Here is a 24,495-nt window from a genome sequence, read left to right as displayed (position 1 = left end):
CGAACCGATAACGCAAGGAGTGCAGGATGCTGTTTCATGTGGAAATGACCGTCCGTCTGCCGACGGACATGGATCCGGTCAAGGCGGCCACGCTGAAGGCCGAAGAAAAGGCGATGTGCCAGCGGCTGATGAACGAAGGAACCTGGCGGCATCTGTGGCGGATCGCCGGGCAGTATGCGAACGTCAGTATTTTCGATGTGGAAAGCGTGCAGCAGCTGCATGACCTGTTGAGTCAGCTGCCGTTGTTTCCGTATATGGAGATGGAAGTGCGGGCGCTGTGCCGGCATCCTTCTTCGGTGCGGGAAGACGATCGGTAAGCACACGGTCGAGCACCAACAAGAAAGACGGGCGGCCTGCGATTGCCTCGCAGGCCGCCCGTTTCATTTCGTCATCCGCAGCGGTCGATCACGTTGCCGCGCAGCCTACTTCTGCTTCTCCGCCTCCATCTTGTCGGCGACTTCGTCGCCATACACCTTCGCGACGCGTCGCGCGACAATCGCTTCCATCAGCGTCTTGTCGAAATCGTCGGTGGTCTTCCAGCCGCTGCCATCCTTGACGAACGTGAAATCGCCCTTCAACTGCAGCATCGACGGGGCGCCGATCGCACCGAGCAGCCGGTCGCGATAATCGATCAGCAACGGACACGACACATGGTCGCCGTCGATCTGCTTGCAGTCGGAGGCCGGCATGACGCCGAGCACGCTGCTCGTCAGCGTCGTCGGCTTGTCGTCGCCGAACATCGGCTTGCCGTAGCTCGGCATGCGCGCCGATACGTCCTTGTCGAGTTGCGCGACGCCCGCCATGAAAGCCGTGTTGATGACGTCGCGGCCGAGCGGTGCGCCGAGCTTCGGATCAAGGCCCTGCGCGCTGTAGCGAACCGTCACGTATCCGGGCGGGAACATCTGCACGACAAAGGCGCTCTTGTCCTTGTCGTCGCGCCGGACCACATAGCCGATCGTCGCGTGCTCATCGGCGATACTCACATCCACCAGGCAGCCGCGGGCGCGATTGGCCTCGTCGTAGCCGACTTCACGGGGGTTGCTGATATGCGGAAACGACTTGCTGCCCGGATCGAGCATTTGCATCGGGTTGTTGCGCATCATGTCCCTGCGCGCGTCGAACAACAGCGAATTCAGCGCCTTGGTAGTGCTCGACGCACCGCACGCGGGCGCCGATGCGGGCCACAACAGGTAAGCGCCCACCGCGAGTGCGGCAGCCAGGCCGCCGAAGCCGATCAGCATCTGCTTCTTCTTTTGCTCGCGCTGCATCGATGCGATCGTTTCGTTCCGACACCGTTCGAACCGGGGCGGATCGATCTCCTCCAGCACCGTCATCAGGACGATTTTCGCGTTGCCGCTCGCGTAGCGGCCGTCCAGCAGTTCGTGCGTGGCTTTCGCTTCGGCGTCCGCCGTCGTGTAGCCCTCGGCGATCAGCCAGTCGAGCATTTTGCGCGCGGAATCGGTGTCCGGAAGCTCGGCCGGTGCGTCCCGCAGTCGCTGGGTGACGCGTGCCGCCTGCTCCTCCGTCAGATAGCCGCCGGCTTCGAGTTCGATCAGCAGGACGGCACGGTTGTCATCGATCGGTTCTGCGTGGCCCGGTGGTTCGAAAGTCATCGTTGTTGTTCTCCGTCGAGACGGATTCGCTGCGAGGGCCATGCCGGCCTATTGTGCAGATGAATCGCGTCGGTCTCCGGAAACTACTTGATTTGGGCGCAGGTGTCGATATGCCCGCGCGTCGCTTTCTCGCGCGGGCCGCGCCATGCATCATCCATGCTCGTGCGCCAGATGCACCGCATACCCCACCTTCCCCGGCACGATCTCGTCCTTCAGCGTCAACGCCGGAATCTCGTAATCGCCCGCGTTCTGCCGCCGGAACGGGATCGGCTGCGTGGTCCACAGTTCGTCCAGGCGCCGGCCGAGCGCCGCACGCGTTTCGTCGAAGCGCACGTCGTTCATCTTCCCCGTCCGGTAGATCACGAACGGCGGCAGCACGTCGAAGCCCGGGTAATACAGCATCCCGTGCTGGATCGGGAACAACACGTCGTCGATCGGCCCGTTGATGCCGCGCGGGCTGTAATGCGACTGCCATCCGCCTGCCGTGACGATCACCATCGCGCGCTTGCCGCCAAACGAGCCTTCTCCATAACGATCGCCCCAATGCGTATCGGAATGCTCGCCCACGCCGTAGGCAAAGCCGCACGCATACACGCGCTCGAACCAGCCCTTCATGATCGCCGGCATCGAGAACCACCACAGCGGGAACTGCAGGATCACCGCATCGGCCCACCGCAGCTTGTCCTGTTCGCGCGCGATGTCTTCGCGCTGCGTGCCGGTTGCAAACGCGTGCTTCGAGTCGTTCGACGGGTCGAAACGCGCGTCCGGCTCACGCCCGGTCAAGTCGTCCGCGTCGAACGCAGCCTTCCAGTTCATTGCATACAGGTCGGTCACCTGCACCGCGTGGCCGGCCCCTTCGAGATGCGCAACGGAAAAGTCGCGCAATGCGCCGTTCAGCGAACGCGGTTCGGGATGGGCATAGACGATCAGCACATTCATGTTCGGTACTCCGTTGATTGAATGACTGCAGGATGCTGCCGCCAACGGTATATTTGAAATGAATTCCTGATATTCCAGGTATAGCCATGAATAATCTCAGGCGACTCGATCTCAATCTGCTCGTCACGCTGGACGTGCTGCTCGCCGAGCACAACGTCACGCGTGCGGCCGAAAAACTGAACATGTCGCAGCCGTCGGTGAGCGTGCAATTGCAGAAACTTCGCGACGTGTTCGGCGATCCGCTGTTGCTGCCGGGGCCGCGTGGAATGCGGCCGACCGCGCGCGCGGAAGCGCTGCGCGAACCGTTGCGCGATGCGCTCGAAGCGGTCGAGCGCGCGGTCGTTCCGGCCACGCCGTTCGATCCCGCGACCGCGACGAACACGTGGCGTGTGGCCGCGACCGACTACGGCGAATCGACGATCGTGCTGCCCGCGCTGAACACGCTGCGTTCGGCCGCACCCGCCACACGCGTCGCCGTGGTCGAGCTGGTGCCGCCGCGCATCGAGCAGGATGCCGAACGAAACGGCATCGATCTCGCCTTCCATACGACCGAAGGGTCGCCGCCCGGCATGCGGCGCTTGCCGCTGTTCACCGAGCGTTACGTGCTCATCGGCCGTGCCGGGCACCCGAAGCTGAAGCGGCGCCCGAGCCTCACGCAGTTCGGCACGCTCGAGCACGTGATCGTGTCGCCCGACGGTGGCGGCTTCTTCGGCGTGACAGACGAAGCGCTCGCGAAGGTGGGCGCCACGCGGCGCGTCGTGCTGTCGGTGCCGCATTTCCTGTTCGTGATGTCGGCCGTGGCCAGCACCGATCTCGTCGCGATGGTGCCCGAGCGGCTGGTGCGCGACGTGCCCGGATTACGGGTGGTGGAAGCGCCGGTCGACGTGCCCGGCTACGAAATGTCGATGCTGTGGCACGAACGCGTGCATCGCGATCCGGCGCATCGGTGGTTGCGGGAGACGATCGCGGCAGCAGTGTAGATCGGTCGCCTGCCCGGTACTGCCGGCCGCGTCGATCGCCATCGCACGAAATCCTTCATCCGGGGCTTGAAACCGCGCCAAACACTGTATATATTTACAGTGCTTTTGCACCATTTGACCCGAATTCCGTCATTCACAGACGAACGGACTTTTGTGAGGCGACCATGTTCCAGGCATCCGCATTCGATCCCGAGCAACCCGGCTTCAACCCCGTCCACTTCGAGCGCGCCGCGCAGCGGGCGGTCGTCGATCTGCAGCGTGTCGCGGGTGGCCCCGCACAGCGGGCGCTTGGTCTGCGGCGACGCACCCATCCCGCGGCCGTCCGCACGATGAGCTGGCAGGCACTGCTGAACGTCGAAGAGTTGGCATTCTCGAATGCCGGCTTCCTGAGCCGCAACGATCCGGCCGTCGTCGATGCGTTCATCCGGTTGCGCGATAGCCGCCTGGTCGCCGCGGATGTCGAGGAGCCGGTCGACTGGCGCCGCGACGATGACGATCTGCCGGCCATCTACCTGATCGTCAAGGCGATGCTGGAAGCGGAAGAGGAAGAACGCGCCGAAGCGGCGTGAGCGATGTGATGACCGTTCGCGGTCACGGCCTGTCGGCGTAGCGCCGCCACGTTGCGTGGCGGCGCGGCCGGCGCTGCTGCTCATTGCAGCGCTGCGCCCGCGAATCAGTGCATCAACCGAAGGGCCAGGAACCGCCGCGCGGCGTGCCTCCGGGTGGCCATTGCGGCGGCCGCCCGTTACAGCCGCGCGGCGAGCCGTGAGCCCTGATCGATCGCGCGCTTCGCGTCGAGCTCGGCGGCCAGTTCCGCGCCGCCGATCAGGTGCACCGAGCGCCCGGCCGCCTGCAGCGGCGCGAGCAATGCGCGCTGCGGCTCCTGCCCCGTGCAGAGCACGATCGTGTCGGCTTCGATCAGCTCGTGATCGGTGCGCTGCTCGCCGTATGACACGTGCAGCCCGCGCGCATCGATCAGTTCATAGTTCACGCCGCCGATCATCTTCACCTGCTTCATCTTCAGCGTCGCGCGGTGAATCCAGCCGGTCGTCTTGCCGAGCCCCTTGCCGAGCGGCGCGGCCTTGCGCTGCAGCAACGTCACTTCGCGCGCGGGCGCCGACACCTGCGCACGCGTCGCGCCGCCACGCGTCGTGGCCGGGTCGGTCACGCCCCACTCGGCCTTCCACTCTTCCAGGTCGAGCGCCGGCGACTCACCCTCCTGCACCAGATACTCGGCGACATCGAAGCCGATCCCGCCAGCCCCGACCACCGCGACACGCCGGCCGACCGGCTGCTTGACCGCGAGCACGTCGATGTAGCTGAGCACATTCGGCCCGTCCTGCCCCGGGATCTTCGGGTCGCGCGGCGCGACGCCGGTCGCGAGCACGATCTCGTCGTAGCCGCCCGCGATCAGGTCGTTCGCGTCGACGCGGCGGTTCAGGTGCAGGTTCACGCCGGTCAGCTCGATCTGGCGGCCGAAGTAGCTCAACGCTTCGTGAAACTCTTCCTTGCCGGGAATCCGCTTCGCCATGTTGAACTGGCCGCCGATCTCGGCCGCGCCGTCGAACAGGTCGACCTGATGGCCGCGCTGCGCGAGCACGGTCGAGCATGCGAGCCCGGCCGGCCCCGCACCGACCACCGCGATGCGTTTCGGCTGCGCAGCGGGCGTGTATTTCAGTTCCGTCTCGTGACACGCGCGCGGGTTCAGCAGGCACGACGCGATCTTGTTCTTGAACGCGTGATCGAGGCACGCCTGGTTGCAGCCGATGCACGTGTTGATCTCGTCGGCACGGCCCTGCGCGGCCTTGACCACGAACTCGGCATCCGCGAGCAGCGGGCGCGCCATCGACACCATGTCCGCGCAGCCGTCCGCGAGGATCTGCTCGGCCACTTCGGGGCGGTTGATCCGGTTGGTGGTCACGAGCGGAATGCCGACCTCCCCCTTCATCTTCTTCGTCACCCACGCGAACGCGCCGCGCGGCACCGACGTCGCGATCGTCGGCACACGCGCCTCGTGCCAGCCGATCCCCGTGTTGATGATGGTCGCGCCCGCGCGCTCGACGGCCTTCGCGAGCTGCACGGTTTCGCTCCAGTCGCTGCCGTCCGGAATCAGGTCGAGCATCGACAGCCGGTAGATCAGGATGAAATCGCGGCCAACCGCTTCGCGCGTGCGCTCGATGATCTCGATCGGCAGCCGGATGCGGTTCTCGTACGAACCGCCCCACTGGTCGGTGCGCTTGTTGGTATGCATCGAGATGAACTGGTTGATCAGGTAGCCTTCGGAGCCCATGATCTCGACCCCGTCATACCCGGCTTCACGCGCGAGCTTCGCGCAGCGGACGAACGCGCGAATCTGCCGCTCGACGCCGCGCGCGCTCAGTTCGTGCGGCGCGAACGGCGAGATCGGCGACTTGATCTTCGACGGTGCGACCGCGAACGGGTGATAGCCGTAGCGGCCGGTGTGCAGGATCTGCAGCGCGATCTTGCCGTCCTCCGCGTGCACGGCCTCCGTGATCTCGCGATGCCGCCGCGCGGCGGCCGACGTCATCAGCGTGCCGCCGAACGGCTTGGTCCAGCCGGCCACGTTCGGCGCGAAGCCGCCCGTCACGATCAGGCCGACGCCGCCACGCGCGCGTTCGGCGAAATATTCGGCGAGCCGCGGCAGCGTCTTGCGGCTGTCCTCGAGGCCCGTGTGCATCGAGCCCATCAGCACGCGGTTCTTCAACGTCGTGAAGCCGAGATCGAGCGGGGCGAGCAGGTGGGGAAAGGTCGTGGTCATGATGAGCGTGCCAATTCGTGCCAATGAGCGATGCGTGACATCGTAGGCGCGCGCCGCCTTGAACGTGAGGGGGCAAACAGCCATAATGCTTGTCATTTCCGGCCAAGACGACATGACCTCCCCTCTCGCCAAAGATCGCCTCGGGCTGCGCCGGCCGACGATTCCGGTCGCCTATCCGCGCCTGCTGCTGCAGGCGCTGGCCGCGCGCGGTGTCGACCCGGCCGCCGCGCGCGCCGGTACCGGCCTGCGCGACGCGGTATTGGCCGAACCGGACGCGCGCGTCGCGCCGTCGCAATGGGGGCGGCTCGTGCTCAACGCGATCGAGATCGGCGGCGATCCGGGCATCGGGCTCGCGTTCGGGCTGCTGCTGAAGCCGACTGTGCACGGATTTCTCGGCTATGCGACGCTGACCGCGCGGGACATCCGCGAAGCGCTCTCCGTCACGCAGCGTTACTTCCGGATGCGCAACCGCCAATATCGGCTGACCTATGCGGAAGACGAACGCGGCGCGACGCTCGAACTGCACGGCGTGCAGGCGAGCCCCGTGCTGCAGCATCACGTGATGTTCGAATTTGTACTGACGGGGCTCGCGCAGAACATCTCTCAATGGGCGGGGCGCGTGTCGCCGCCGATCAAGCTGCAATTCGCGTGGCCGGAGCCTTCCTATTTCGCGCGCTATCGCGACCAGCTCCCGCCGGTCGAATTCGGCTGCGCCGCCAACGCGCTGTGGATCGCGCGCGACGTGCTCGACTGGCCGCTGCCGCTCGCGGATGAAGTCGCGCACCGGCAGGCGCTCGTGCAGGTGGAGCGTGAATATGCGCAGGTGCGCCAGGAGGAAGGCGATCTGGTCGAACGCGTGCGCGCGGAACTGGCACGCGGCGCCGGCGATTACCCGGGACCGGAGACACTCGCCGACGCGCTGCTCGTATCCACACGCACGCTGCGGCGCCGGCTGGAAGAAGCCGGTTCGAGCTATCGGCAATTGCTCGACGAAGCGCGGTTTCGCGACGCGAAGCAGTTGCTTGCCGCATCGGATCTCGACCTGAAGACGATCGCCGAGCGGCTGCAATTCACCGACCCGGCGAATTTCACGCGCGCGTTCCGACGCTGGGCCGGGCAGACGCCGAGTGCGTATCGGGACGCCGCCGCGGACACGTCGCACGAATGATGCGGGGCTGCGGGCGGCACGACGTGCCTGCGCGGCATTTCATCGGTATGATCAATGCCACGCCAAAGCGGCGCCCACCGGCGCACTCTCCCGCCCCATGCCCAATCACATCACCCTCATCGATGCGACGATCGACCGTATCGACACGAACCTCATTCGTGTCGCGTCCGATATCAAGAAGGTGCCGCTGTATCGCCTGACGATGCAGGGCGCGTGCTACTTCATCGCGGCGGACGATATCGATGCGGAGGCGTTCAAGCAGATCGATCGATTGAAGCCCGGGATGGCGGTGCGTGCATGTGTCTTCGACGATCGCGGTCGCCGCAGCATCGCGTGGATCAAAGGCAACGACGTCGCAATCGCTCCTTACAACGTGTTCAGACAAAAGAGCAGCAACGTGTCGCTCCTCATCTGGGCGTCATGCATCTTCATGCTGAGCCTGCTGATCGACGGCGCCGCCTTCAAATCGGGCTGGGCGTTCGTCGGCGCGGTGACCCTGGTCGTCGGCATCATCAGCCTGCTGGGCACCCTGCTCGCGATCGCCGGCCTGTCCGAGCTGGTCTTCCGGCCCCAGCGGCGCGAAGCCCAGGAAAAGTGGCAATACGAACCGGCCAGTTTCACGGCGGAAAGGAGCAACAGATGAGCGATCGCACCATGCAGATCGCGTCCGGTTGCGTGACGTCGGTCAGCCAGAACACGATCAGTACGAAGGTCTGGAGCAACAACCTCGGCATGACCACGCAAAGCATCGAGGAGATTGCGCTCCAGCTCGACACGGTCGACGCACCGCTCACGCTCAGGACGGACAGCACGCGAAGCGTGTTCATCGTCGCGGGCGACCGGTTGACCGTTGCATACACGCAAGATCGGGATCGCCGCGCCATCTACGCTATCCGGAACGCGACCGACGGCTCGGTATATCTCGTTCGCACCGCGAAAGTCGCGGCTGCCCGCATGGATATCGTCGTAACGATCGGCATGCTGGTCGCCATGGCCATCACCATCGGCCTCGTGTCCGCGACGGAACGCAGCACGGACAGCGTGCTGGAAATATCCACGTGGTTCGGCGGCGCCGCGATCGCGCTCTTCATGCTGAGCACGATCCTGCGCACCGTGTTCGGCGCAATCTTGTGGCCCGAGATCCGGCGGCTCAGGCAGCCAGGCGGCAAGCGCGAGATGAATGCTGCCCGGCACGCACTGTCGCTCTCGAACGAAGAAACGTCGCACATTCGCTTCATCTGAGCCGATCCCGCGCACGAAACGTCAAAGGTCGACGCAAATCCTCGCGCCGCCATCCCCCTCTTCCGCTTCGATCCGCACCTCCCCCGCCGCGGCGATGATCGCGTCGTACACGTCGTCGCTCACGCACACCACCGGCACCGCGATCGCATACAGCTCGGCGGCCACGATCGCGCCGATCGAGATGATCAGGTCGCGCTCCTTCAGCACGATCGCGACCGGCCCCGCGCCGTTGCGCACCGCTTCCGCGAGCACGCTGCTGCTCGAACTCGAGCCCTTCGCGTGCGGCATCACCATCACCTTGCCGGCGAGGCTCGCGCCGGCCTGCGGATGCCCGCGATCGACGATCTTTCCCGCGCCGGAGTCGTAGCCGCCCCAGAAGCTGAGTGGCTTGTCGAGCACGAACGGGCGCGCGCACGCGCTGCCCGGCACGAGCGTATCGCCCGTCAAACCCTTGCGCGTGGCGTCAGTCATCGAATCTCACCTTTCCTTCGTATGCCGAACGAACGCATTCGCGCATGCTGCCGTACGCGACCGTCACGCCGATGTTCGCGGGCGCATACGACGCCCATTTCCCCGAATTGGTCATCACGAGCCCCGACAGTTGCTTCATCACCGGCGTGATGTACGTGCAGGTGTCCACGACGATCTGGATGCCGCGTGCCGCGAATTTCTCCGCGAGGCCGGCTTCGTCCAGCTCCCACAGGATGAACCGGCTCGTGTTCACGTAGAAATCGCAGGCCGGCTTGCCGTCGAACGCGTCGAGCAAGGTATCGAGCGTGCGGAATTCGGCCAGCGAGAAATGCGGCGTACCGAGCGCCACCGCGACGAGTGGATCGCCGGCCGCGCCGTGGTTCAGCGTGCGGCGAATCTCGTCGAGATCGGCCATCGTGACATCGATCGTGCGTTGCGCCGCTTGCCCGTGCAACGCGGCGTCGAGCGTGGGCGCCTCGGGCGTCACGCCAACCGCATGGAACAGCGCGACGGCGCCGCTCGATGCGGCAGCCGCGCCCAACGCCTTGAGTTCGTCTTCCGTGGTGTCCGCCGGCAGCCCGACGATCGCCGGCACCACCGCGCCCGCGATCCGCCCGATCAGCAGCCCGAGCGCAGCGAAATAGATGTCGCGCGACGCCAGGCGGCTGAAATCCGGTGCGTTGAACACGATCCGCGCGGCGCGGTTCGCTTCGACATGCAGCCCCGCATACGGCGCACGCCCGGTAATCGCGGCAGCCAGGTCAAGAAAATCGCCGTACCGGCTCGTCCGCGCGCCGAGCACCGAATTCGCGAACACGATCGCGTTCGATTCGGCCCATGCGATCTGCTCGCCTTTCGCGGGACGGTTCTTCAGTTGATAGGGCGCGCACGTGAAGCTCGATTCGCAGCCGAGCTGCAGATGCGCGTCCATCAGGCGCTGCGCATCGCGCTGGATCGTGCGGTCGCCGTGGTACAGCTCCGGATGGATCAGGTCGAGCGACCCGACGTTCAGCGTGGTCGGCACCGCGACCTTCGCGCCGGTATCGACGAAATACTCGACGAAATCGAGGCTGGTCTGGCCGTGGTAAAGGCAGCCGTCGATATGCGCGGACGTGATGTCGATCAGGTGCGGCGCGGACATCACTTGCGCCGTGCGCGCGACGATCCGCATCGCGCGCGCGACGCCGTCGCCGAAATCCCCGCGCAGCATGGCGCTGTCGCGGTCACTCAACTGCAGCATCGGTTGCTCCTCTGACGCGTGCCGGCGGCGCCGGCTCGTGAAATCCGTCAGGGGACTCTACAACTGGAAATAAAAACTGTCCAGATCGCCATCTATCCGGACAGTTTCAAAAACCAATTTACGCCACTGAGCGCCACGGAAGCGATCAATGGCTCGAATTTCGTTCCAGTTTGCCGCCAGCCCGCCGTCTAGCGTTCCGCGGTCACACTGAACAGCTCGTCGCGCAGCGCCTTCGCGCGATCGCGGCCGAACTGCGTCTCGAATTCGTCCTGCGCGGCCTGCCATGCGACTTTCGCTTCGGCGAACGTGCGCTCGCCCAGCTTCGTGAGGCTCAGCGCATGCGCACGCGGATCGTGCTCGGACGCGGCCGTTGCGACGAACCCGTCGCGCTGCAGCGGCTTCAGCGCGCGCAGCAGCGTCGTGCGATCCATCACGAGCGCATCGGCAAGCTCGCTCATCAGCAGGCCGGGCTGGCGCGTCAGGTTCGCCATGATCGAAAACTGGGCGGGCGTGACGCCCACCGGGGCCAGATGGCGCTCGTACAGTTGCGTGACGAAGCGCGCCGCCTGGCGCAGCGCGAGACAGTGGCACGCTTGGGTAATCGAGGTGTCGTTCATGTTTCGCAATTTAAATGTGCATATGCATAAAGTCAATGTACACTCCGCCGTAACAAGGCCGGCGGCCGGCCCTCGCGTCAAGGAGACGGACATGGACTACATCGACAAGCTGCGGATTTTCCGGTCGGTGGTGGAGATGCGCAGCTTCACGCGTGCCGCCGACATGCACGGCCTCGCGCGGCCTGTCGTGTCGCGCGCGGTCGCGGATCTCGAAGCGCGTTTCGGCAGCCGGCTGCTGCACCGGACCACGCGCCAGGTGTCGCTGACCGAAACGGCCGAGCGCATCTACGAGCGCTGCGCGGCCGTGCTCGACGAACTCGACTCGCTCGAAGCGGAAGCACAGGCGCCGACGCGCGAGCCCGAAGGCCTGCTGCGGCTCGTCGCGCACACGACGGCCGCGCTGAACCGGCTGGTGCCGCTGATCGCCGGCTTCAAGGCCGCACACCCGAAGGTGCGCCTCGACGTGACGCTGACCGAGCGCCCGGTCGATCTCGTCGGCGAAGGCTACGACATCGGCATCGTCGTGCCGTACATGCTGACGAACGAATCGACCGTCGTGCGAATGATCGAGCGGATTCCGCTCGTGATCGTCGCGACACCCGCATACCTGCGCGCCCATTCGCACCCGGTCGCGCCGGCAGATCTCGCCGACCATCCGTTCGTGCCGATGTCGCCGTCGCTGCGCCGGCCCGCGTTGTCGTTCCGCGTCGACGGCGACCTGCTGACCGTGCCGTTCCGCTTCGACATCTCGTCGAACAGCCCCGTCTTCAACCGCGAGATGGTGATGCACGACTTCGGCATCGGCGTCGTGCCGAAAACGCTCGTCCAGGCCGAACTCGCGTCGGGCGCGCTCGTGCAACTGCTCGCGGATGCCGATCTCGTCGACAAGTTCGTCGAGATCAAACTGGCTTACGCGAACCGCGCGCTGCTGCCCGCGAAGGTCAAGGCGTTCATCGACTACACGGCCGCCTATTGCGACCGCGAAGGCTGGATCGTTCCGGCTGCAGCCTGACGCCGATTGGTACAGCCGTGACAACAATCTGATCGCGCCCTGCCGCTCGCTTCGGGCCGCATTGCCCCCTAACATGTGTACATGCACAAGACGACGCTCACCGATGACGATTGCTTCGCGGTCCGGCAAGCCGCCCGCCGGATCTCGCAGTTCTACGAGCGCTATCTGTCGCGGGCGGGCGTGACGCCGTCGCAGTACAGCATTCTCGCGCTGCTGCGCGACCGGCCGGGCCTGACGATGGCGACGCTGTCGACCGTGCTGGTGATCGAACGCACCGCGCTGCTGCGCGCGCTCAAGCCGCTCGTCGGCGCGGCGCTGGTGGCGGGCCAGATCGAGCCGCGGTGCCGCCGCCAGACGTTCGCGCTGACCGCGCACGGCGAAACGAAGGTCGCCGACGCGCAGGTGCACTGGCTCGCCGCGCAGGAAGCGTTCGAGCAGCGGTTCGGGTCGACGCAGGCGGCCCGCCTGAGAGACGAATTGTTCCGGATCACGCACAACCTGCCGGAACGCTAGCCCCTTCCCCGATCGACGACATGCGGTCGATCGACTTGATAAGTGCATATACATAGGTGAATCGATGGATACGACCCAAGCCGCTGCCTCATCCCGTGAGGCAGCCACACTCGACCAGCCCGCGAAGCAACAGCGCCGCGTGCCGTGGATGCGCATCGCGGTGGGCGCCGTCGCCGTCGTCGTCGTCGCCGCCGCGCTCGACTGGCTGTTCGTGCTGCGTTTCCAGGAGAGCACCGACGATGCGTACGTCGGCGGCGACGTGACGGTGCTCGCGCCGAAGGTCAACGGCTTCGTCGACAAGATCCTCGTGACCGACAACCAGCGCGTGAAGGCCGGCGACGTGCTCGTGCAACTCGATGCGCGCGACTACGACGCGAAGCTCGCGCAGGCCAGCGCCGAAGTCGACAGCGCCCGCTCCGCCGTGACCGAACTCGAGGCGAAGCAGCAACTGCAATACGCGGTGATCGGCCAGCAGGCGGCCGACAAGAACGCGTCGTCGGCCGAGCTGACCCGCGCCGCCTCGGATCGCGTGCGCTACCGCGAGCTCGTGAAATCCGACGCCGTGTCGAACCAGATCGTCGAACGCGCGGACGCCGACTACTCGAAGGCCGGCGCCGCCGTCGAGCGCAGCGACGCCGCGCTGCTCGCGTCGAAGCGCCAGCTCGACGTGCTCGGCGCGCAGCTCGCCGATGCGCGGGCCCGCGTGAACACCGCACTTGCCGCGCAGCGCGTCGCCGCGCTCAACGTCGAATACACGACGATCCGCTCGCCGGTCGACGGCTACGTCGGCAACCGCACGGGCCGCGTCGGGATGCTCGCGAACGTCGGCGCACCGCTGCTGACGGTCGTGCCGGCGTCCGGCCTGTGGATCGACGCGAATTTCAAGGAAGACCAGCTGCGCAAGATGCACGCGGGCGATCGCGTCGACGTGTCGCTCGATGCGTCGAGCACGAAACTGCACGGCCGCGTCGACAGCCTCGCGCCCGCCACCGGCGCGACCTTCAGCGTGCTGCCGCCCGAGAACGCGACCGGCAACTTCACGAAGATCGTCCAGCGCGTGCCCGTGCGCGTGCATCTCGATCCGCAGCCGGGCCTCGAGCAGGTGCTGCGCCCCGGGCTCTCCGCGGTCGTGACCGTGCATACCGGCCGCGCGAGCTAAACGGGAGACGACGATGACCACCGCGTTTTCCGGCGACCCGGCGTCGCAACCGACCAAGCAGCGCGTGTTCGCGTTCGCGCTGATGTGCATCGGCTTCTTCATGGCGACGCTCGACATCCAGATCGTCGCATCGTCGCTGCGCGACATCGGCGGCGGCCTGTCCGCCAGCCAGGACGAACTGTCGTGGGTGCAAACGGCTTACCTGATTGCCGAGATCATCGTGATCCCGATGTCGGGCTGGCTGTCGAAAGTGATGTCGACGCGCTGGCTGTTCGCCGCATCGGCAGTCGGCTTCACGATCACCAGCATGCTGTGCGGCGTCGCGTGGGACATCAACTCGATGATCCTGTTTCGCGGGCTGCAGGGTGCGCTCGGCGCCGCGATGATCCCGACCGTGTTCACCACCGCGTTCGTGCTGTTCCCCGGCAAGCAGCGGCTGATTGCGTCGACGACCATCGGCGCGCTCGCGTCGCTCGCACCGGCGATCGGCCCCGTGATCGGCGGCTGGATCACCGATCAATGGTCGTGGCACTGGCTGTTCTACCTGAACCTCGTGCCGGGCATCGCGGTGGCCGCACTCGTGCCGCGCTACGTGCACATCGACGAACCCGACCTCAGCCTCATCAAGCGCGGCGACTATCTCGGCATCGTGCTGATGTCGGGCTTCCTCGGCTGCCTCGAATACGTGCTGGAGGAAGGCCCGCGCAAGAACTGGTTCGGCGACGACGCGATCGTGATCTGCGCGTGGATCTCCGGCATCTGCGGCTTCCTGTTCATCGTGCATGCGCTGACCGCGAAGGATCCGATCGTCGACCTGCGTGCGCTCGTCGTGCGCAACTTCGGGATCGGCAGCCTGCTGTCGTTCGTGACGGGCATCGGGATCTTCGTGACCGTGTTCCTGACGCCGCTGTTTCTTGCGCAGGTGCGTGCGTTCAGCTCGCTGCAGATCGGCATCGCGTTGCTGTCGGTCGGCGCGTTCCAGCTGGTCGCGCTTTGTGCGTATGCGTTTGCCGCACGGTTTTTCAGCCTGCGTTCGTTGCTCGTGTTCGGGCTGATCTGCTTCGGGCTCGGCTGTTACCTGTACACGCCGATCACGCACGACTGGGGCTGGCGCGAACTGCTGCTGCCGCAGGCGCTGCGCGGCATCGGCCAGCAGTTCAGCGTGCCGCCGATCGTGACGATGGCGCTCGGCTCGCTGCCGCAGTCGCGCCTGAAATCGGCGAGCGGCCTGTTCAACCTGATGCGCAATCTCGGCGGGGCGATCGGCATCGCGGTGAGTGCGACGATACTCAACGACCGGCTGAACTTTCATTACCTGCGCCTGAACGAGCACGTGAGCGCCGGCCAGCCGCAGGTCGCGTCGCTGCTCGATCGGCAGGCCGCGTACTGGTCGTCCGTGGCCGGCAACACGCTGGACACCGCGCAAGCCGGCCTCGCGAACCTGCACCACCTGATCTATCGCGAAGCGCTGACGCTCACCTATGCGGATGCGTACTACGCGCTGTCGCTGTGCTTCGTCGTCGCGTTGATCGCCGTCGTCTTCTCCAAACCCATTTCCCTGAACGCGCCGCCGCCGGACGCGCACTGAGGTCGAGGTCATCACCATCATGAAAAAACTTCTCGTCACCCTCGCCGTCAGCGCACTCGCCGCAGGATGTGCGGTGCAGCCCGCGCAGCATCCGGCGCTTCAGGAATCGGTCCGAACGCTCGCGCCGGATGGTTGGGATACCGATGTACCGCGCGCGGACATCGACGCCGCCGCATGGTGGGCGCAGTTCCACGATCCCGTGCTCGACAGGCTGATCGCCACCGTGCTCGACGGCAACCTCGATCTGCAGGCCGCCGCCGAACGCGTGAAGCAGGCGCAGGCGCTGACCGTGCAGAAGCGCGCGGTGCTGCTGCCCGAACTGGATGCGACCGCGCATGCGGCCGACGCACGGCAGAACACGCCGCCGCCGCTCGGGTATGTGCGGCGGGCCGGCGCGGGGCTCGCGCTGAGCTGGTCGCCGGATGTGTTCGGCGGCGAACGGCTCGATCTGCTGGCCGCGCAAGCCGAGCTCGTCGGGCAGAAACATGCGGAAGATGCGATGCGGCTCGCGCTCGCGGCCGATGCGGCTTCCGCGTATGTCGATTTGCGCTGGGCGCAGCAGGAACTGAAAATCCTGCAGGACAACGCGAAGATCCGGCAGCATGCGCTCGAACTCACGCGCAAGCGGCAGGCGTTCGGGCTGTCGACCGAGCTCGACGTTACGCGTGCGCAGAACCAGCTCGATGCACTCGAAGCGCGGATTCCGCCGACGCAGGCGCAGATCGCGCATCAGCTCAATCTGATTGCGGTGTATTCGGGGCGCACGCCGGAATCGGTCGATCGTCTGGTGCTGGCGCAGGCTGGTGAGATTCCTGCGCCGCCGGTTGGCACGCCGGGGACGTTGCCCTCGCAGGCGTTGCTGCGGCGGCCGGATGTGCTGACCGCGTATGCGCAGGTCGAGCGGCGGGCCGCGCAAGTCGGTGTGGCGAAGGCCGAGCGGTATCCGAAGTTTTCGTTGAACCTGACGGACGGAATTCTGGCCGCTTCGTATCTCGGGTTGCCTACGTTGACCGACAACCTGTTCAGCGCGGCATTGAGTGCGACGAGCCCGATCTTCAATGCGGGGCGCATTACCGCCGATATCGCGCAGAGCGAAAGCCGGATGCGCGAGTCTGAACTCGGGTTACGGCAGACGATGCTGCAGGCGTTGAGGGAAGTCGAGGATGCACGGGCGAATCTCGTCAGTTCCGATGAGGCGTCGCGCAGGCTCGGTAGTGCGCTTTCTGCGTCGGACAAGGCGCTTGGGTTGGCGAATCAGCTTTATAAGGGTGGCGCGACGGATTTTCTGGATGTGCTTTCCGCGCAGGAGGTTTATCTGCGGGATTCGGATTCGCTGAATCAGGTCAAGCGCGAGCACGCGCTGGCGGCGGTGGCGCTTTATCGGTCGCTTGGGGGTGGGTGGAGCAGGAATGACGCCGCGGGTGGGCCGGAGATGGAGGCTGTGGCGAAGGACTAAGCGCCGAGGTGTGCAGGGTTGGCTGGTCACTGAATGGTGGTGCCACTGCCCTGCACGAGGATGTGTGGAGGTATCCGGAATTTCGTGTGTGAGGCAGGTTGAGATTCAGACTCCAATGTTGAATCGTTCCGGGTAAAGCAGCGCGAACTGTGTCATGGCGCTCTTCCAATCGTGCCGGGAACCGGTCCACTTGACCACGACGTTGCGCAGCGCCAGCCAGATCAGTTTGAGCGCGGCCTCGTCCGATGGGAAGTGGCCCCGCGCCTTGATGATCTTCCGAAGCTGCATGTGCAACGACTCGATCGCGTTGGTCGTATCTACAATTTTCCGGATGTCAGGCGCGAAGGCGTGGAACGGAATCACCTGATCCCAGGCCCGGCGCCAGAGGGCGGCAACCGGTGGGTATTTCCTACCCCACGGGCTCGTATCGAACGCATCCAGCGCCACGGCGGCCGCTTCGGCCGACGGTGCCCGATAGATCTCCTTGAGCGCGGCTGCGACCGATTTCCGGACTTTCCAGCTGGCGAAGTCCAGCGAGTTCCGGATCAGATGCACGATGCAGGTCTGCACCGTCGTGTCCGGGAAGCCCTTCAGGCCGTCGACCACGGCGATCAGAATGTCCTGCACGCCGCGCAGCTTCAGGTCGTTCACCACCCGCAGCCAGAACTTGGCGCCTTCGGTCTGTTCGATCCAAAGGCCCAGCACGTCACGTGTGCCGTCGCGGCGCACGCCCAGTGCAAGGTAGATCGCCTTATTGCGCACCACGCCTTCGTCGCGGATCTTGACTCGCAAGGCATCGAAGAACACGACCGGGTACATCGGCTCGAGCGGCCGCTTCTGCCATTCGCGCACTTCGTCGATCACCGCGTCCGTGACGGTGCTGATGAAGTCCGGCGATACCTCGATGCCGTACATCTCCAGCAGGAAGCCCTGAATCTCCCGCACGCTCATGCCGCGGGCGTACATCGCGATGATCTTGTCGTCGAAGCCGGTGAAGCGTCGCTCGCCCTTGGCGATCAACACCGGATCGAAGGTGCCTTCGCGGTCGCGCGGAATCTCGACGTCGAGCAAGTAGTCGTCGGTTGCAACGCGTTTGCGGCTGGTGCCGTTGCGATGGTTCGTGCCGCCGCCCGGTTTGGCTTCACCCTTCTCGTAGCCAAGGTGGTGGGTCAGTTCGCCGCCCAGCGCACGCTCGAAGATCGCCTTCTTGAGCGCCGCGAACTGCTCGTTGATCGTTGCCCGATCCAGCGTTCCGGGCACCAGTTGCTTGATGAGTTCCGGGTCCAGGTTCAAGCCCTTGCCCGGCTCAATCGTCACTTCTTCCTTGCGTTTGCGTGGCATAAAGTGGCTCCTTGGCCATCAGTTTATGCCTCACACACAAAGGTTCGGATAGGCTCGGATGTGTCAGGACCGCCGCCCCTTGTACGCCCTTCGCGACGCCGAATCGGCTGACCTACGCCATGCGTAATATTAGCCGAGGACCCGGTCGAGGCTCCCCCAGCATTGCTGACGCGTGCCTTTTTCGACCTGGGTCAACGAGAACGGCTATGCGCTGCAATTGATTTCGTACAGTTATCAGACTATCTGAAAGGCTTTTCAGATCGATCCCATATTCACATCGCCAGCAAATCTTCACGCTTGCGTCTGGAGAATTCCATGTACGTCCACATCTGCTGAGCGCCTGCTGCTAGTCATTCCTTCACCGGAGGCAGTAGTTGTGGTGCTCGGCCCCTGGAGCACCTATGGCGAGCCAAGCACCTGAACCGTCCGCATCCTCCGCACGTCCCGTCACAGTCGCTCCGCTCAACCAGATCCAACTGAGTGACGTGGCACTGACCATCGGCGCTTTTGACCAATGGCTGGGCGCAATCACCGATGGAGCGGTGACCCTGGGTCGCCTGCGCGCCGTTGCAGGCAATCTTCCTGCCGTCCGGAATATCCTCAATCTGGCAGACCTGCTGGGCGATATCGTCACCCTCACCACACGCGAGGACCGTGATACCTCGGACTGGGCGATCGCGAGCATCAATCTGATCGGTCTGATGCCCGCTCCGGCCACCGCTCCCGCCCGCATGACGCTGCGGCCTACCCTGTTTCTGGCACGACAGGAACTCCTGAACAGCGGCAAGCCACTGATTGGGGAGGCGTTGCTCAACACGTTGGCGGTCAATCTGAACAGCAGCATCAAGGGCGAGTTGGACGACCTTGTTCAGCAAATTCAACGCGAGCTACCCGGTCTGATGGATGAGGCCGCCACGTTTGGCGAAACCCTCGTGCTGGATCTCGCCAGCGGTCTGGAGACCCTGAGTCAGGCGAGTGCCGCCGTCACTATAGCGACCGACAAGAACGAGTCGGGAAAGTCGTGGCGCGACCCCACCGAGGTGTTTTCCAACCTCTATGGCGCGGCAGTTCAATTCCAGCACGGTGCAGCAACCACAAGCCAGAGTCCCGCGGCCCAGAGCCTTTCAAAAGAAGCGCGCGCCAAGATTGCCGCAAACGCCCAACTACTGCGCAAGTTCGCCGCGCTCTTGGCCAGGCAGGTACGCGCGCAGGCCAATCCGGGGACGCAAGGTGGTGTCGGGTGGATCGTCGCCGGATTGCATCGGTCGCTCGAAGCGCGAGGGCCGAGCAGTGGGCTCGCCGCCAACATCAAGACCGACACGACGAGCCAGGCGCTAAACGCCCATCCCGGCGAACCCCTTGAGGTGCGCGTCAAAGAGCGCCCCGCTGAACAAGATGCCAACGCCTGCAAGATCGGTGCACCGTCAGGCACCGGCGGCAGCATCAGCTTTGCCACCGGGAGTGAAGCACTCAGCCAGACGGATTTCGTTCTATCCGGCCCATTTCCCATCAACTGGACACGCACCTACCGCTCCAGTCTCGGAGCCTTTGACGATGGCGAGCTGGGCGCGCGCTGGATCACCCCGTACACCACGCGCATCGACGTGACCGGCAAAGGCTTGCGCTACCACGGTGCCGACGGCCGCAGCCACGACTACCCGATGCCCAAGGTCGGACAGTTCCATGAAGATCGCATCGAAGACCTCACCCTGGTTCGTGTACGCGATCACGAGTTGGTGCTGTGCCGTGGCCACGAACGTCGCGAGACCTACCAGCGCCAAGCCGACCGCTACCTGCTGGTGCGGATCGAACTGCGCGGCGGCGCGGGCCTCTTGCTGGACTACGGCCACCGCGTTGGCAATCGCGCGGTGCTGTCCGACCTGATCACCTACCAGGACGACCCCAGCCAGGTGCATACCCACCTGAGCACCCTGGTGGGCGAAGCAGGCCGCATCACCGGCCTGTGGCTGATGGGCGAGCACGCTCCCCTGCGCCGCCTGAGCCTGTACCGCTACGACGAGGCGGGCGACCTCACGCTCGCCCAGGACGAGAACACCGCCGCGTGGACTTACCAGTATCAGCACCATTTGGTCACCCGCTACACCGATCGCACCGGGCGCGGCGTGAACCTGCAATGGCAGGGCGATGGGCCCGATGCTCGGGCGGTGCGCGAATGGGCGGATGACGGCAGCTTCGACACCCGCCTAGAGTGGGACGAGAACATCCGCCTGACTTATGTCACCGACGCCCATGGTCAGGAAACCCGGCACTACTACGACCACCTCGGCTACACCTACCGCATCATCCACCCGGACAAGCGTTCCGAATGGCTGTTCCGCGATGCCGCCAAGAACGTCGTGCACCACATCCACACCGATGGCAGCGAGGACCGCTACGCGTACGACGAGAACGGCAACCTGCTGGAACACACCCGCGCGGATGGCATGGTGGTGCACTATGCGTGGGACAGCCAGGACCAGCTCATCAAGATCAGCGACGCCGAAGGCGGCCTCTGGCTGCGCGACTACGACACCCGCGGCCGGCTCACCGAGGCCATCGACCCGCTGGGCAACAAGACCGAATACGCGTACAACCTGATGGGCCTGCCGATCGGCATCACCGATGCCAGCGGCAAGACCAAGCAGCTCGAGTACAACAGCAGTGGCCAACTCACCCGCTACGTGGACTGCTCGGCCAAGGCCAGCACCTGGGCCTACGACGAGCGCGGCCAACTCGTGCAGTTCACCAACGCGGCCGGCCAGGTCACTCGCTACCGCTACGAGGCTGGCCAGCTCGCCGCCATCCGCCACCCGGATGACAGCGAAGAGCACTTTGAGCGTGACGCCGAGGGCCGGTTGCTTTGTCACCGCAACGCGCTCGGTCGAACGACTACCTGGGACTATACCGAGGCCGGCCTGCTGGCCAAGCGCGTGGACGCCGCCGGCCAAAGCCTGCGCTACCAGTGGGACAAGCTCGGCCAACTCACCGCGCTGCGCAACGAGAACGGCCGCGATGCCGAGTTCCACTACGATCCGGTCGGCCGCCTGCTGGCGGAAACCGGCTTTGACGGCGCCACCACGCACTACCAGTACGAGCAAGCCACCGGCAAACTGGCGCGCGCCATCGACGGGCAGCGCATCACCGCCTACACCTTCGACCGGATGGGGCGCCTCACCGAGCGGCGCGCCGCGCTGCAAACCGGCGACGCAGCCCCGCGTGAGCAAGACTGGCAGGTCGAGACCTTTGCCTACGACCGCAACGGCAACCTGGCGCTGGCCAGCAACGCCGACAGCCGCCTGCAATGGTTCCACGACCCGGCCGGCAACCTGTTGCGTGAGCACCAGCATTACACCCGCCTGGGCCAGCCGCTGGTCGGGGTGTGGCAGCACGAATACGACGCGCTGAACCAGCGTATTGCCACCGTGCGCCCGGATGGTCACCGCGTCAGCTGGCTGACCTACGGCAGCGGCCACCTGCTGGCGCTGCAGCTCGACGAGCGCGAACTGGTCAGCTACGAGCGCGACGACCTGCACCGCGAAGTCGCACGCTTGCAAGGCAACCAGCTGCTGCAAACGCAGCAGTGGGATTCAATGGGACGGCTTAGCGAGCAGGTGCTGGCCCATGAAGCCAAGGGCCCGGTCGGGCAACCCGCAGGTGGCAGCCGCCTGCTGGTACGCGGCTACCGCTACGACGCCGGCGGCCAGCTCACCGACATCAATGACACGCGGCGCGGCCAGCTTGCCTACCGCTACGATCCGGTGGGCCGCTTGCTCGAAGCGCAAAGCCGGCTCGGCCACGAAACCTTCGACTTCGATCCGGCCAGCAACCTGATCGACCCGGCCGAGCAGCGCGAAGCCGAGCGCCAGCGCATGCCGCGCATCAAGGCGCTGGATAACTTGCTCAAGCAATACGCCGGCACCCACTACCAGTACGACGCGCGCGGCAACCTCACGCAACGCTGGCACAACGGCAAGGAAGGCCGCTTCACCTGGGATCTGTTCGACCGCCTCACCCACTACGAAGATGATCGCCTGAAGGTCGACTACACCTACGATGCACTCGGCCGGCGCCTGTCCAAGCACAGCCAGGCGCACTACGAGGAAAGAAGGGAAGCGGGGCCACACTGGAACCGCGCCGAACGGGTCAAGCGCAACCGCGAACTACAATGCGGCTTCACGCTGTACGGCTGGGATGGCGACACGCTGGCGTGGGAGAGCAAGATCGCCGACGAGGACGGCTTTGGTGCGCGCACCACGCACTATGTCTACGAGCCGGGTAGCTTTGTGCCAGTGGCGCAGGCGGTGCGCGGGGAAGCCATCGAATTGCTCGACCAGCCCGAGTATGGCGACTACTACCGGCCGGACGAAGACCCGCTATGGCTGCCGCCGCCGCCCGCGCCAGCCATCGACAGCTTGGCCTGGTACCAGTGCGACCACCTCGGCACGCCGCAGGAGCTGACCGACGAGCACAGCGAGATTGTGTGGAGCGCGGAGTACCGCGCCTGGGGCGTCGCGCAGGAGGCGATCAGGAAGGCGTCAGGGACGGCACTGATCGCCAACCCCATCCGCTTCCAGGGGCAGTACCATGACCATGAGTCGGGGCTGCACTACAACCGGTATCGCTATTACGATCCGAACTTGGGACGTTATATTATTCAGGATCCGATCGGATTGCGTGGCGGGATCAACGCCTATACTTACGTCAAAAACCCTGTTATCTGGATTGATCCACTCGGGTTGCAGGCAATGGGGCCAGTGCTACTTGGAATGGGCAATCTGTATCGCACCGATATTTTGCCGCCATTACCGAAAATAGCACAACACTCTATCGTAGGAAGCGCATTGGGAGATATATCTAATTTCCCCTGGCCACTTCAGCAAGTACCCGGTGAATGGGTCGGCGTAAACACGGCATGGACGATGCCTGAGTCATATTGCGCCGTAGGCTACTATGGCGACGATCCATTAGAAGATCTTCGCCCAACCGATAATTCTGGATCTAGCTGCAAAGCCAAACCTCAAAACGATGGTCAATATTTTTCCGTCAAAGGAAAAGATGGCAGAAAATTCACTTGTATAAAGGTAAAAATTTCCAAAAATTAAATTTATGAAAAATCATATCACGGTTATTTTGTACACAGGTTTATCCTTGCTGGTTATGGTTTTTGTCGCGACAAAATGCGGCATGCCGAGCTTTCAGGATGCCAGACAGCGATGCTCAGATGATTGTGGCAAGCGTGGAATGTTTGGCCGCTTGAGTGCCCCTTCCAGTTATTCTCCGCGACAGACTGTTCTGAACTACGAGTGCGAATGCTATTAAATCTCATATTAAATTGGCCTATCCCGGATTGCCCGGTGCACTTATGCACACAAAAGGGCAGGTACGCAGTAAGCTGACCCCGTGGCGTTGGACAGCCAAATTAGGCCGCCACGATCTTCCATCGGTGGCACCAATGAAAAATTCCAACCCGGCGGGCGCACTTAACTAAATAACATATCCTCCCTTCCCATCCGACGCGCTTCCGCCAGGACAATGGCGGGAGTAAATCTCCGCCAGCAAGAGCCACAGACATATTGATATTCATGATATTACAGGGATGATGCACTACAAAACAACAAGGCAATCGATGATTCAAACTTGACTTGCAAGGCAAGGAGGAGAAATTTTAAACATAAATTTTCGGTTAAGGGCACGGATAAGAGGAAATTCACTTTCACGAGAAATTCATTGAGATGAAGCGAATGGTGAAGATTGTTTTTTTATATTTTCCTTGCCGCCTTGATGGTGTTGTTTGTTTTGGCAAAATGTAGTGAGCCAAACATAAACGAGCGAGAGGATCAATGCCTCGAGGCTTGTGGCGACCGCGGCATGTTTGGGGTTTTGGAGGCACCTTTTCCAAATTCAACTAGAAACACCGCCGCAAATTATACGTGTAAATGTTATTGAGTGTGATCATGGCCGATGGATGCTTCCAGCAACTGCGGGAGACTGTCGTCAAGCGCACCGGCCTGCTGGAAGAAATTTGGCAGGAATCACCCTCAATGCGTTGCAATTCGAGAGAAGATGACGGGGCTGCAAAATGAACTGGACACGCGTTGGTCGGAACTGGTCGGAGGTCTTCCTGAGAGGATCGGACCCGGCGAACGCCTTGCTGAAACAATGCGTGGCCATCGAACCATAATTGACCAAAAAGACTCAATTCTTCGTCGATGGGAGAAACAGTATGACAAAGACTGCGACGATAACGATACGGACGATGGAAGCAGTACATGTCGTGCATGCCCGTCAGGCGGCACTGTGGTCAAAACTGCTGCGGGCATTGGGGCGACCTATGCCGCATACCGAGCTATTCGGATGATTCCATCCTTGGCACCACC

The 24,495-nt window shown here is 64.1% G+C and carries 19 protein-coding genes; 12 read left to right on the top strand and 7 right to left on the bottom strand.

Features of this window, described 5'->3' with window-relative positions; translation table 11 throughout:
• Positions 1-26: 26 nt before the first annotated feature.
• Positions 27-317 (top strand): muconolactone Delta-isomerase, encoded by a 291-nt coding sequence (gene catC / locus C5O79_RS15470; protein ID WP_011355923.1) that lies wholly within the window; start codon positions 27-29, stop codon positions 315-317.
• 105 nt (positions 318-422) lie between these two features.
• Here the strand turns inward: catC and C5O79_RS15465 are convergent, their stop codons facing one another.
• Both C5O79_RS15465 and C5O79_RS15460 read right to left on the bottom strand, forming a co-directional pair.
• Complete coding sequence (locus C5O79_RS15465) at positions 423-1,613, bottom strand: hypothetical protein (protein ID WP_047851666.1); 1,191 nt, start codon at positions 1,611-1,613, stop codon at positions 423-425.
• Positions 1,614-1,763: 150 nt separating this feature from the next.
• A complete protein-coding gene (locus tag C5O79_RS15460) occupies positions 1,764-2,552 on the bottom strand; it encodes an NAD(P)H-dependent oxidoreductase (protein WP_122475166.1) in 789 nt (262 codons plus the stop codon).
• An 86-nt stretch (positions 2,553-2,638) separates the two neighbouring features.
• Here C5O79_RS15460 and C5O79_RS15455 point away from each other — a divergent pair, with 86 nt between their 5' ends.
• Entirely contained in the window at positions 2,639-3,532 is an 894-nt protein-coding gene (locus C5O79_RS15455; RefSeq protein WP_122475164.1) for a LysR family transcriptional regulator, read from the top strand.
• A gap of 164 nt (positions 3,533-3,696) precedes the next feature.
• Positions 3,697-4,101, top strand: coding sequence for a DUF2471 family protein (locus C5O79_RS15450; RefSeq protein ID WP_039344831.1), 405 nt, complete (start codon positions 3,697-3,699; stop codon positions 4,099-4,101).
• A 176-nt stretch (positions 4,102-4,277) separates the two neighbouring features.
• On the opposite strand, the gene C5O79_RS15445 is transcribed toward C5O79_RS15450, so the two are convergent.
• Positions 4,278-6,311: an NADPH-dependent 2,4-dienoyl-CoA reductase gene (locus C5O79_RS15445; RefSeq protein WP_131931457.1), complete on the bottom strand. Its 2,034-nt coding sequence runs from the start codon at positions 6,309-6,311 to the stop codon at positions 4,278-4,280.
• An 85-nt stretch (positions 6,312-6,396) separates the two neighbouring features.
• Between C5O79_RS15445 and C5O79_RS15440 the strand changes: the two genes are divergently transcribed.
• From C5O79_RS15440 to C5O79_RS38385, 3 genes are read left to right on the top strand one after another with little or no spacing between them, the layout of a single operon-like run.
• Positions 6,397-7,479 (top strand): AraC family transcriptional regulator, encoded by a 1,083-nt coding sequence (locus tag C5O79_RS15440; RefSeq protein WP_122475158.1) that lies wholly within the window; start codon positions 6,397-6,399, stop codon positions 7,477-7,479.
• Positions 7,439-8,122: a hypothetical protein gene (locus tag C5O79_RS15435; RefSeq protein WP_240687913.1), complete on the top strand. Its 684-nt coding sequence runs from the start codon at positions 7,439-7,441 to the stop codon at positions 8,120-8,122. The genes C5O79_RS15440 and C5O79_RS15435 overlap by 41 nt, the downstream gene beginning before the upstream one ends.
• Positions 8,119-8,721 (top strand): hypothetical protein, encoded by a 603-nt coding sequence (locus C5O79_RS38385; RefSeq protein ID WP_063794578.1) that lies wholly within the window; start codon positions 8,119-8,121, stop codon positions 8,719-8,721. Before C5O79_RS15435 ends, C5O79_RS38385 begins: the two co-directional genes overlap by 4 nt.
• 21 nt (positions 8,722-8,742) lie before the next feature.
• Here the strand turns inward: C5O79_RS38385 and C5O79_RS15425 are convergent, their stop codons facing one another.
• The 3 genes from C5O79_RS15425 to C5O79_RS15415 form a co-directional block, all read right to left on the bottom strand.
• On the bottom strand, positions 8,743-9,192 hold the full coding sequence (locus C5O79_RS15425) for a DUF126 domain-containing protein (RefSeq protein ID WP_122475155.1): 450 nt from the start codon (positions 9,190-9,192) through the stop codon (positions 8,743-8,745).
• Positions 9,185-10,432, bottom strand: a complete 1,248-nt coding sequence (locus C5O79_RS15420) for an aconitase X (RefSeq protein WP_122475153.1) — start codon at positions 10,430-10,432, stop codon at positions 9,185-9,187. The genes C5O79_RS15425 and C5O79_RS15420 overlap by 8 nt, the downstream gene beginning before the upstream one ends.
• A gap of 188 nt (positions 10,433-10,620) precedes the next feature.
• The gene (locus C5O79_RS15415; protein WP_122475150.1) at positions 10,621-11,049 is read right to left on the bottom strand and encodes a MarR family winged helix-turn-helix transcriptional regulator; all 429 of its coding nucleotides are present in this window, start codon (positions 11,047-11,049) and stop codon (positions 10,621-10,623) included.
• A 91-nt stretch (positions 11,050-11,140) separates the two neighbouring features.
• Here C5O79_RS15415 and C5O79_RS15410 point away from each other — a divergent pair, with 91 nt between their 5' ends.
• The 5 genes from C5O79_RS15410 to C5O79_RS15390 all read left to right on the top strand — a co-directional run bounded on the left by C5O79_RS15410 (position 11,141) and on the right by C5O79_RS15390 (position 16,777).
• A complete protein-coding gene (locus C5O79_RS15410) occupies positions 11,141-12,061 on the top strand; it encodes a LysR family transcriptional regulator (RefSeq protein ID WP_071332991.1) in 921 nt (306 codons plus the stop codon).
• A gap of 81 nt (positions 12,062-12,142) precedes the next feature.
• Positions 12,143-12,574: a MarR family winged helix-turn-helix transcriptional regulator gene (locus C5O79_RS15405; RefSeq protein ID WP_046549431.1), complete on the top strand. Its 432-nt coding sequence runs from the start codon at positions 12,143-12,145 to the stop codon at positions 12,572-12,574.
• Between the two features lie 64 nt (positions 12,575-12,638).
• Positions 12,639-13,733 carry an HlyD family secretion protein gene (locus tag C5O79_RS15400; RefSeq protein ID WP_046549430.1) on the top strand — a complete coding sequence of 365 codons (1,095 nt, stop codon included), beginning with the start codon at positions 12,639-12,641 and terminating at the stop codon, positions 13,731-13,733.
• Positions 13,734-13,746: 13 nt separating this feature from the next.
• On the top strand, positions 13,747-15,321 hold the full coding sequence (locus tag C5O79_RS15395) for a DHA2 family efflux MFS transporter permease subunit (protein WP_122475148.1): 1,575 nt from the start codon (positions 13,747-13,749) through the stop codon (positions 15,319-15,321).
• Between the two features lie 19 nt (positions 15,322-15,340).
• Positions 15,341-16,777 (top strand): efflux transporter outer membrane subunit, encoded by a 1,437-nt coding sequence (locus C5O79_RS15390; protein WP_122475146.1) that lies wholly within the window; start codon positions 15,341-15,343, stop codon positions 16,775-16,777.
• A gap of 105 nt (positions 16,778-16,882) precedes the next feature.
• On the opposite strand, the gene C5O79_RS15385 is transcribed toward C5O79_RS15390, so the two are convergent.
• The gene (locus tag C5O79_RS15385) at positions 16,883-18,118 is read right to left on the bottom strand and encodes an IS256 family transposase (protein ID WP_122475143.1); all 1,236 of its coding nucleotides are present in this window, start codon (positions 18,116-18,118) and stop codon (positions 16,883-16,885) included.
• Positions 18,119-18,603: 485 nt separating this feature from the next.
• Between C5O79_RS15385 and C5O79_RS15380 the strand changes: the two genes are divergently transcribed.
• Positions 18,604-23,220: an RHS repeat-associated core domain-containing protein gene (locus tag C5O79_RS15380; protein ID WP_163009017.1), complete on the top strand. Its 4,617-nt coding sequence runs from the start codon at positions 18,604-18,606 to the stop codon at positions 23,218-23,220.
• Positions 23,221-24,495 lie beyond the last annotated feature (1,275 nt).

Origin of the sequence: Burkholderia sp. SRS-25, from assembly GCF_004343765.1 — a bacterium.
GTDB lineage: Bacteria > Pseudomonadota > Gammaproteobacteria > Burkholderiales > Burkholderiaceae > Burkholderia > Burkholderia contaminans.
The sequence above is the reverse complement of the archived record's forward strand: the minus strand, read 5'-3'. Positions and strand labels throughout refer to the sequence as shown.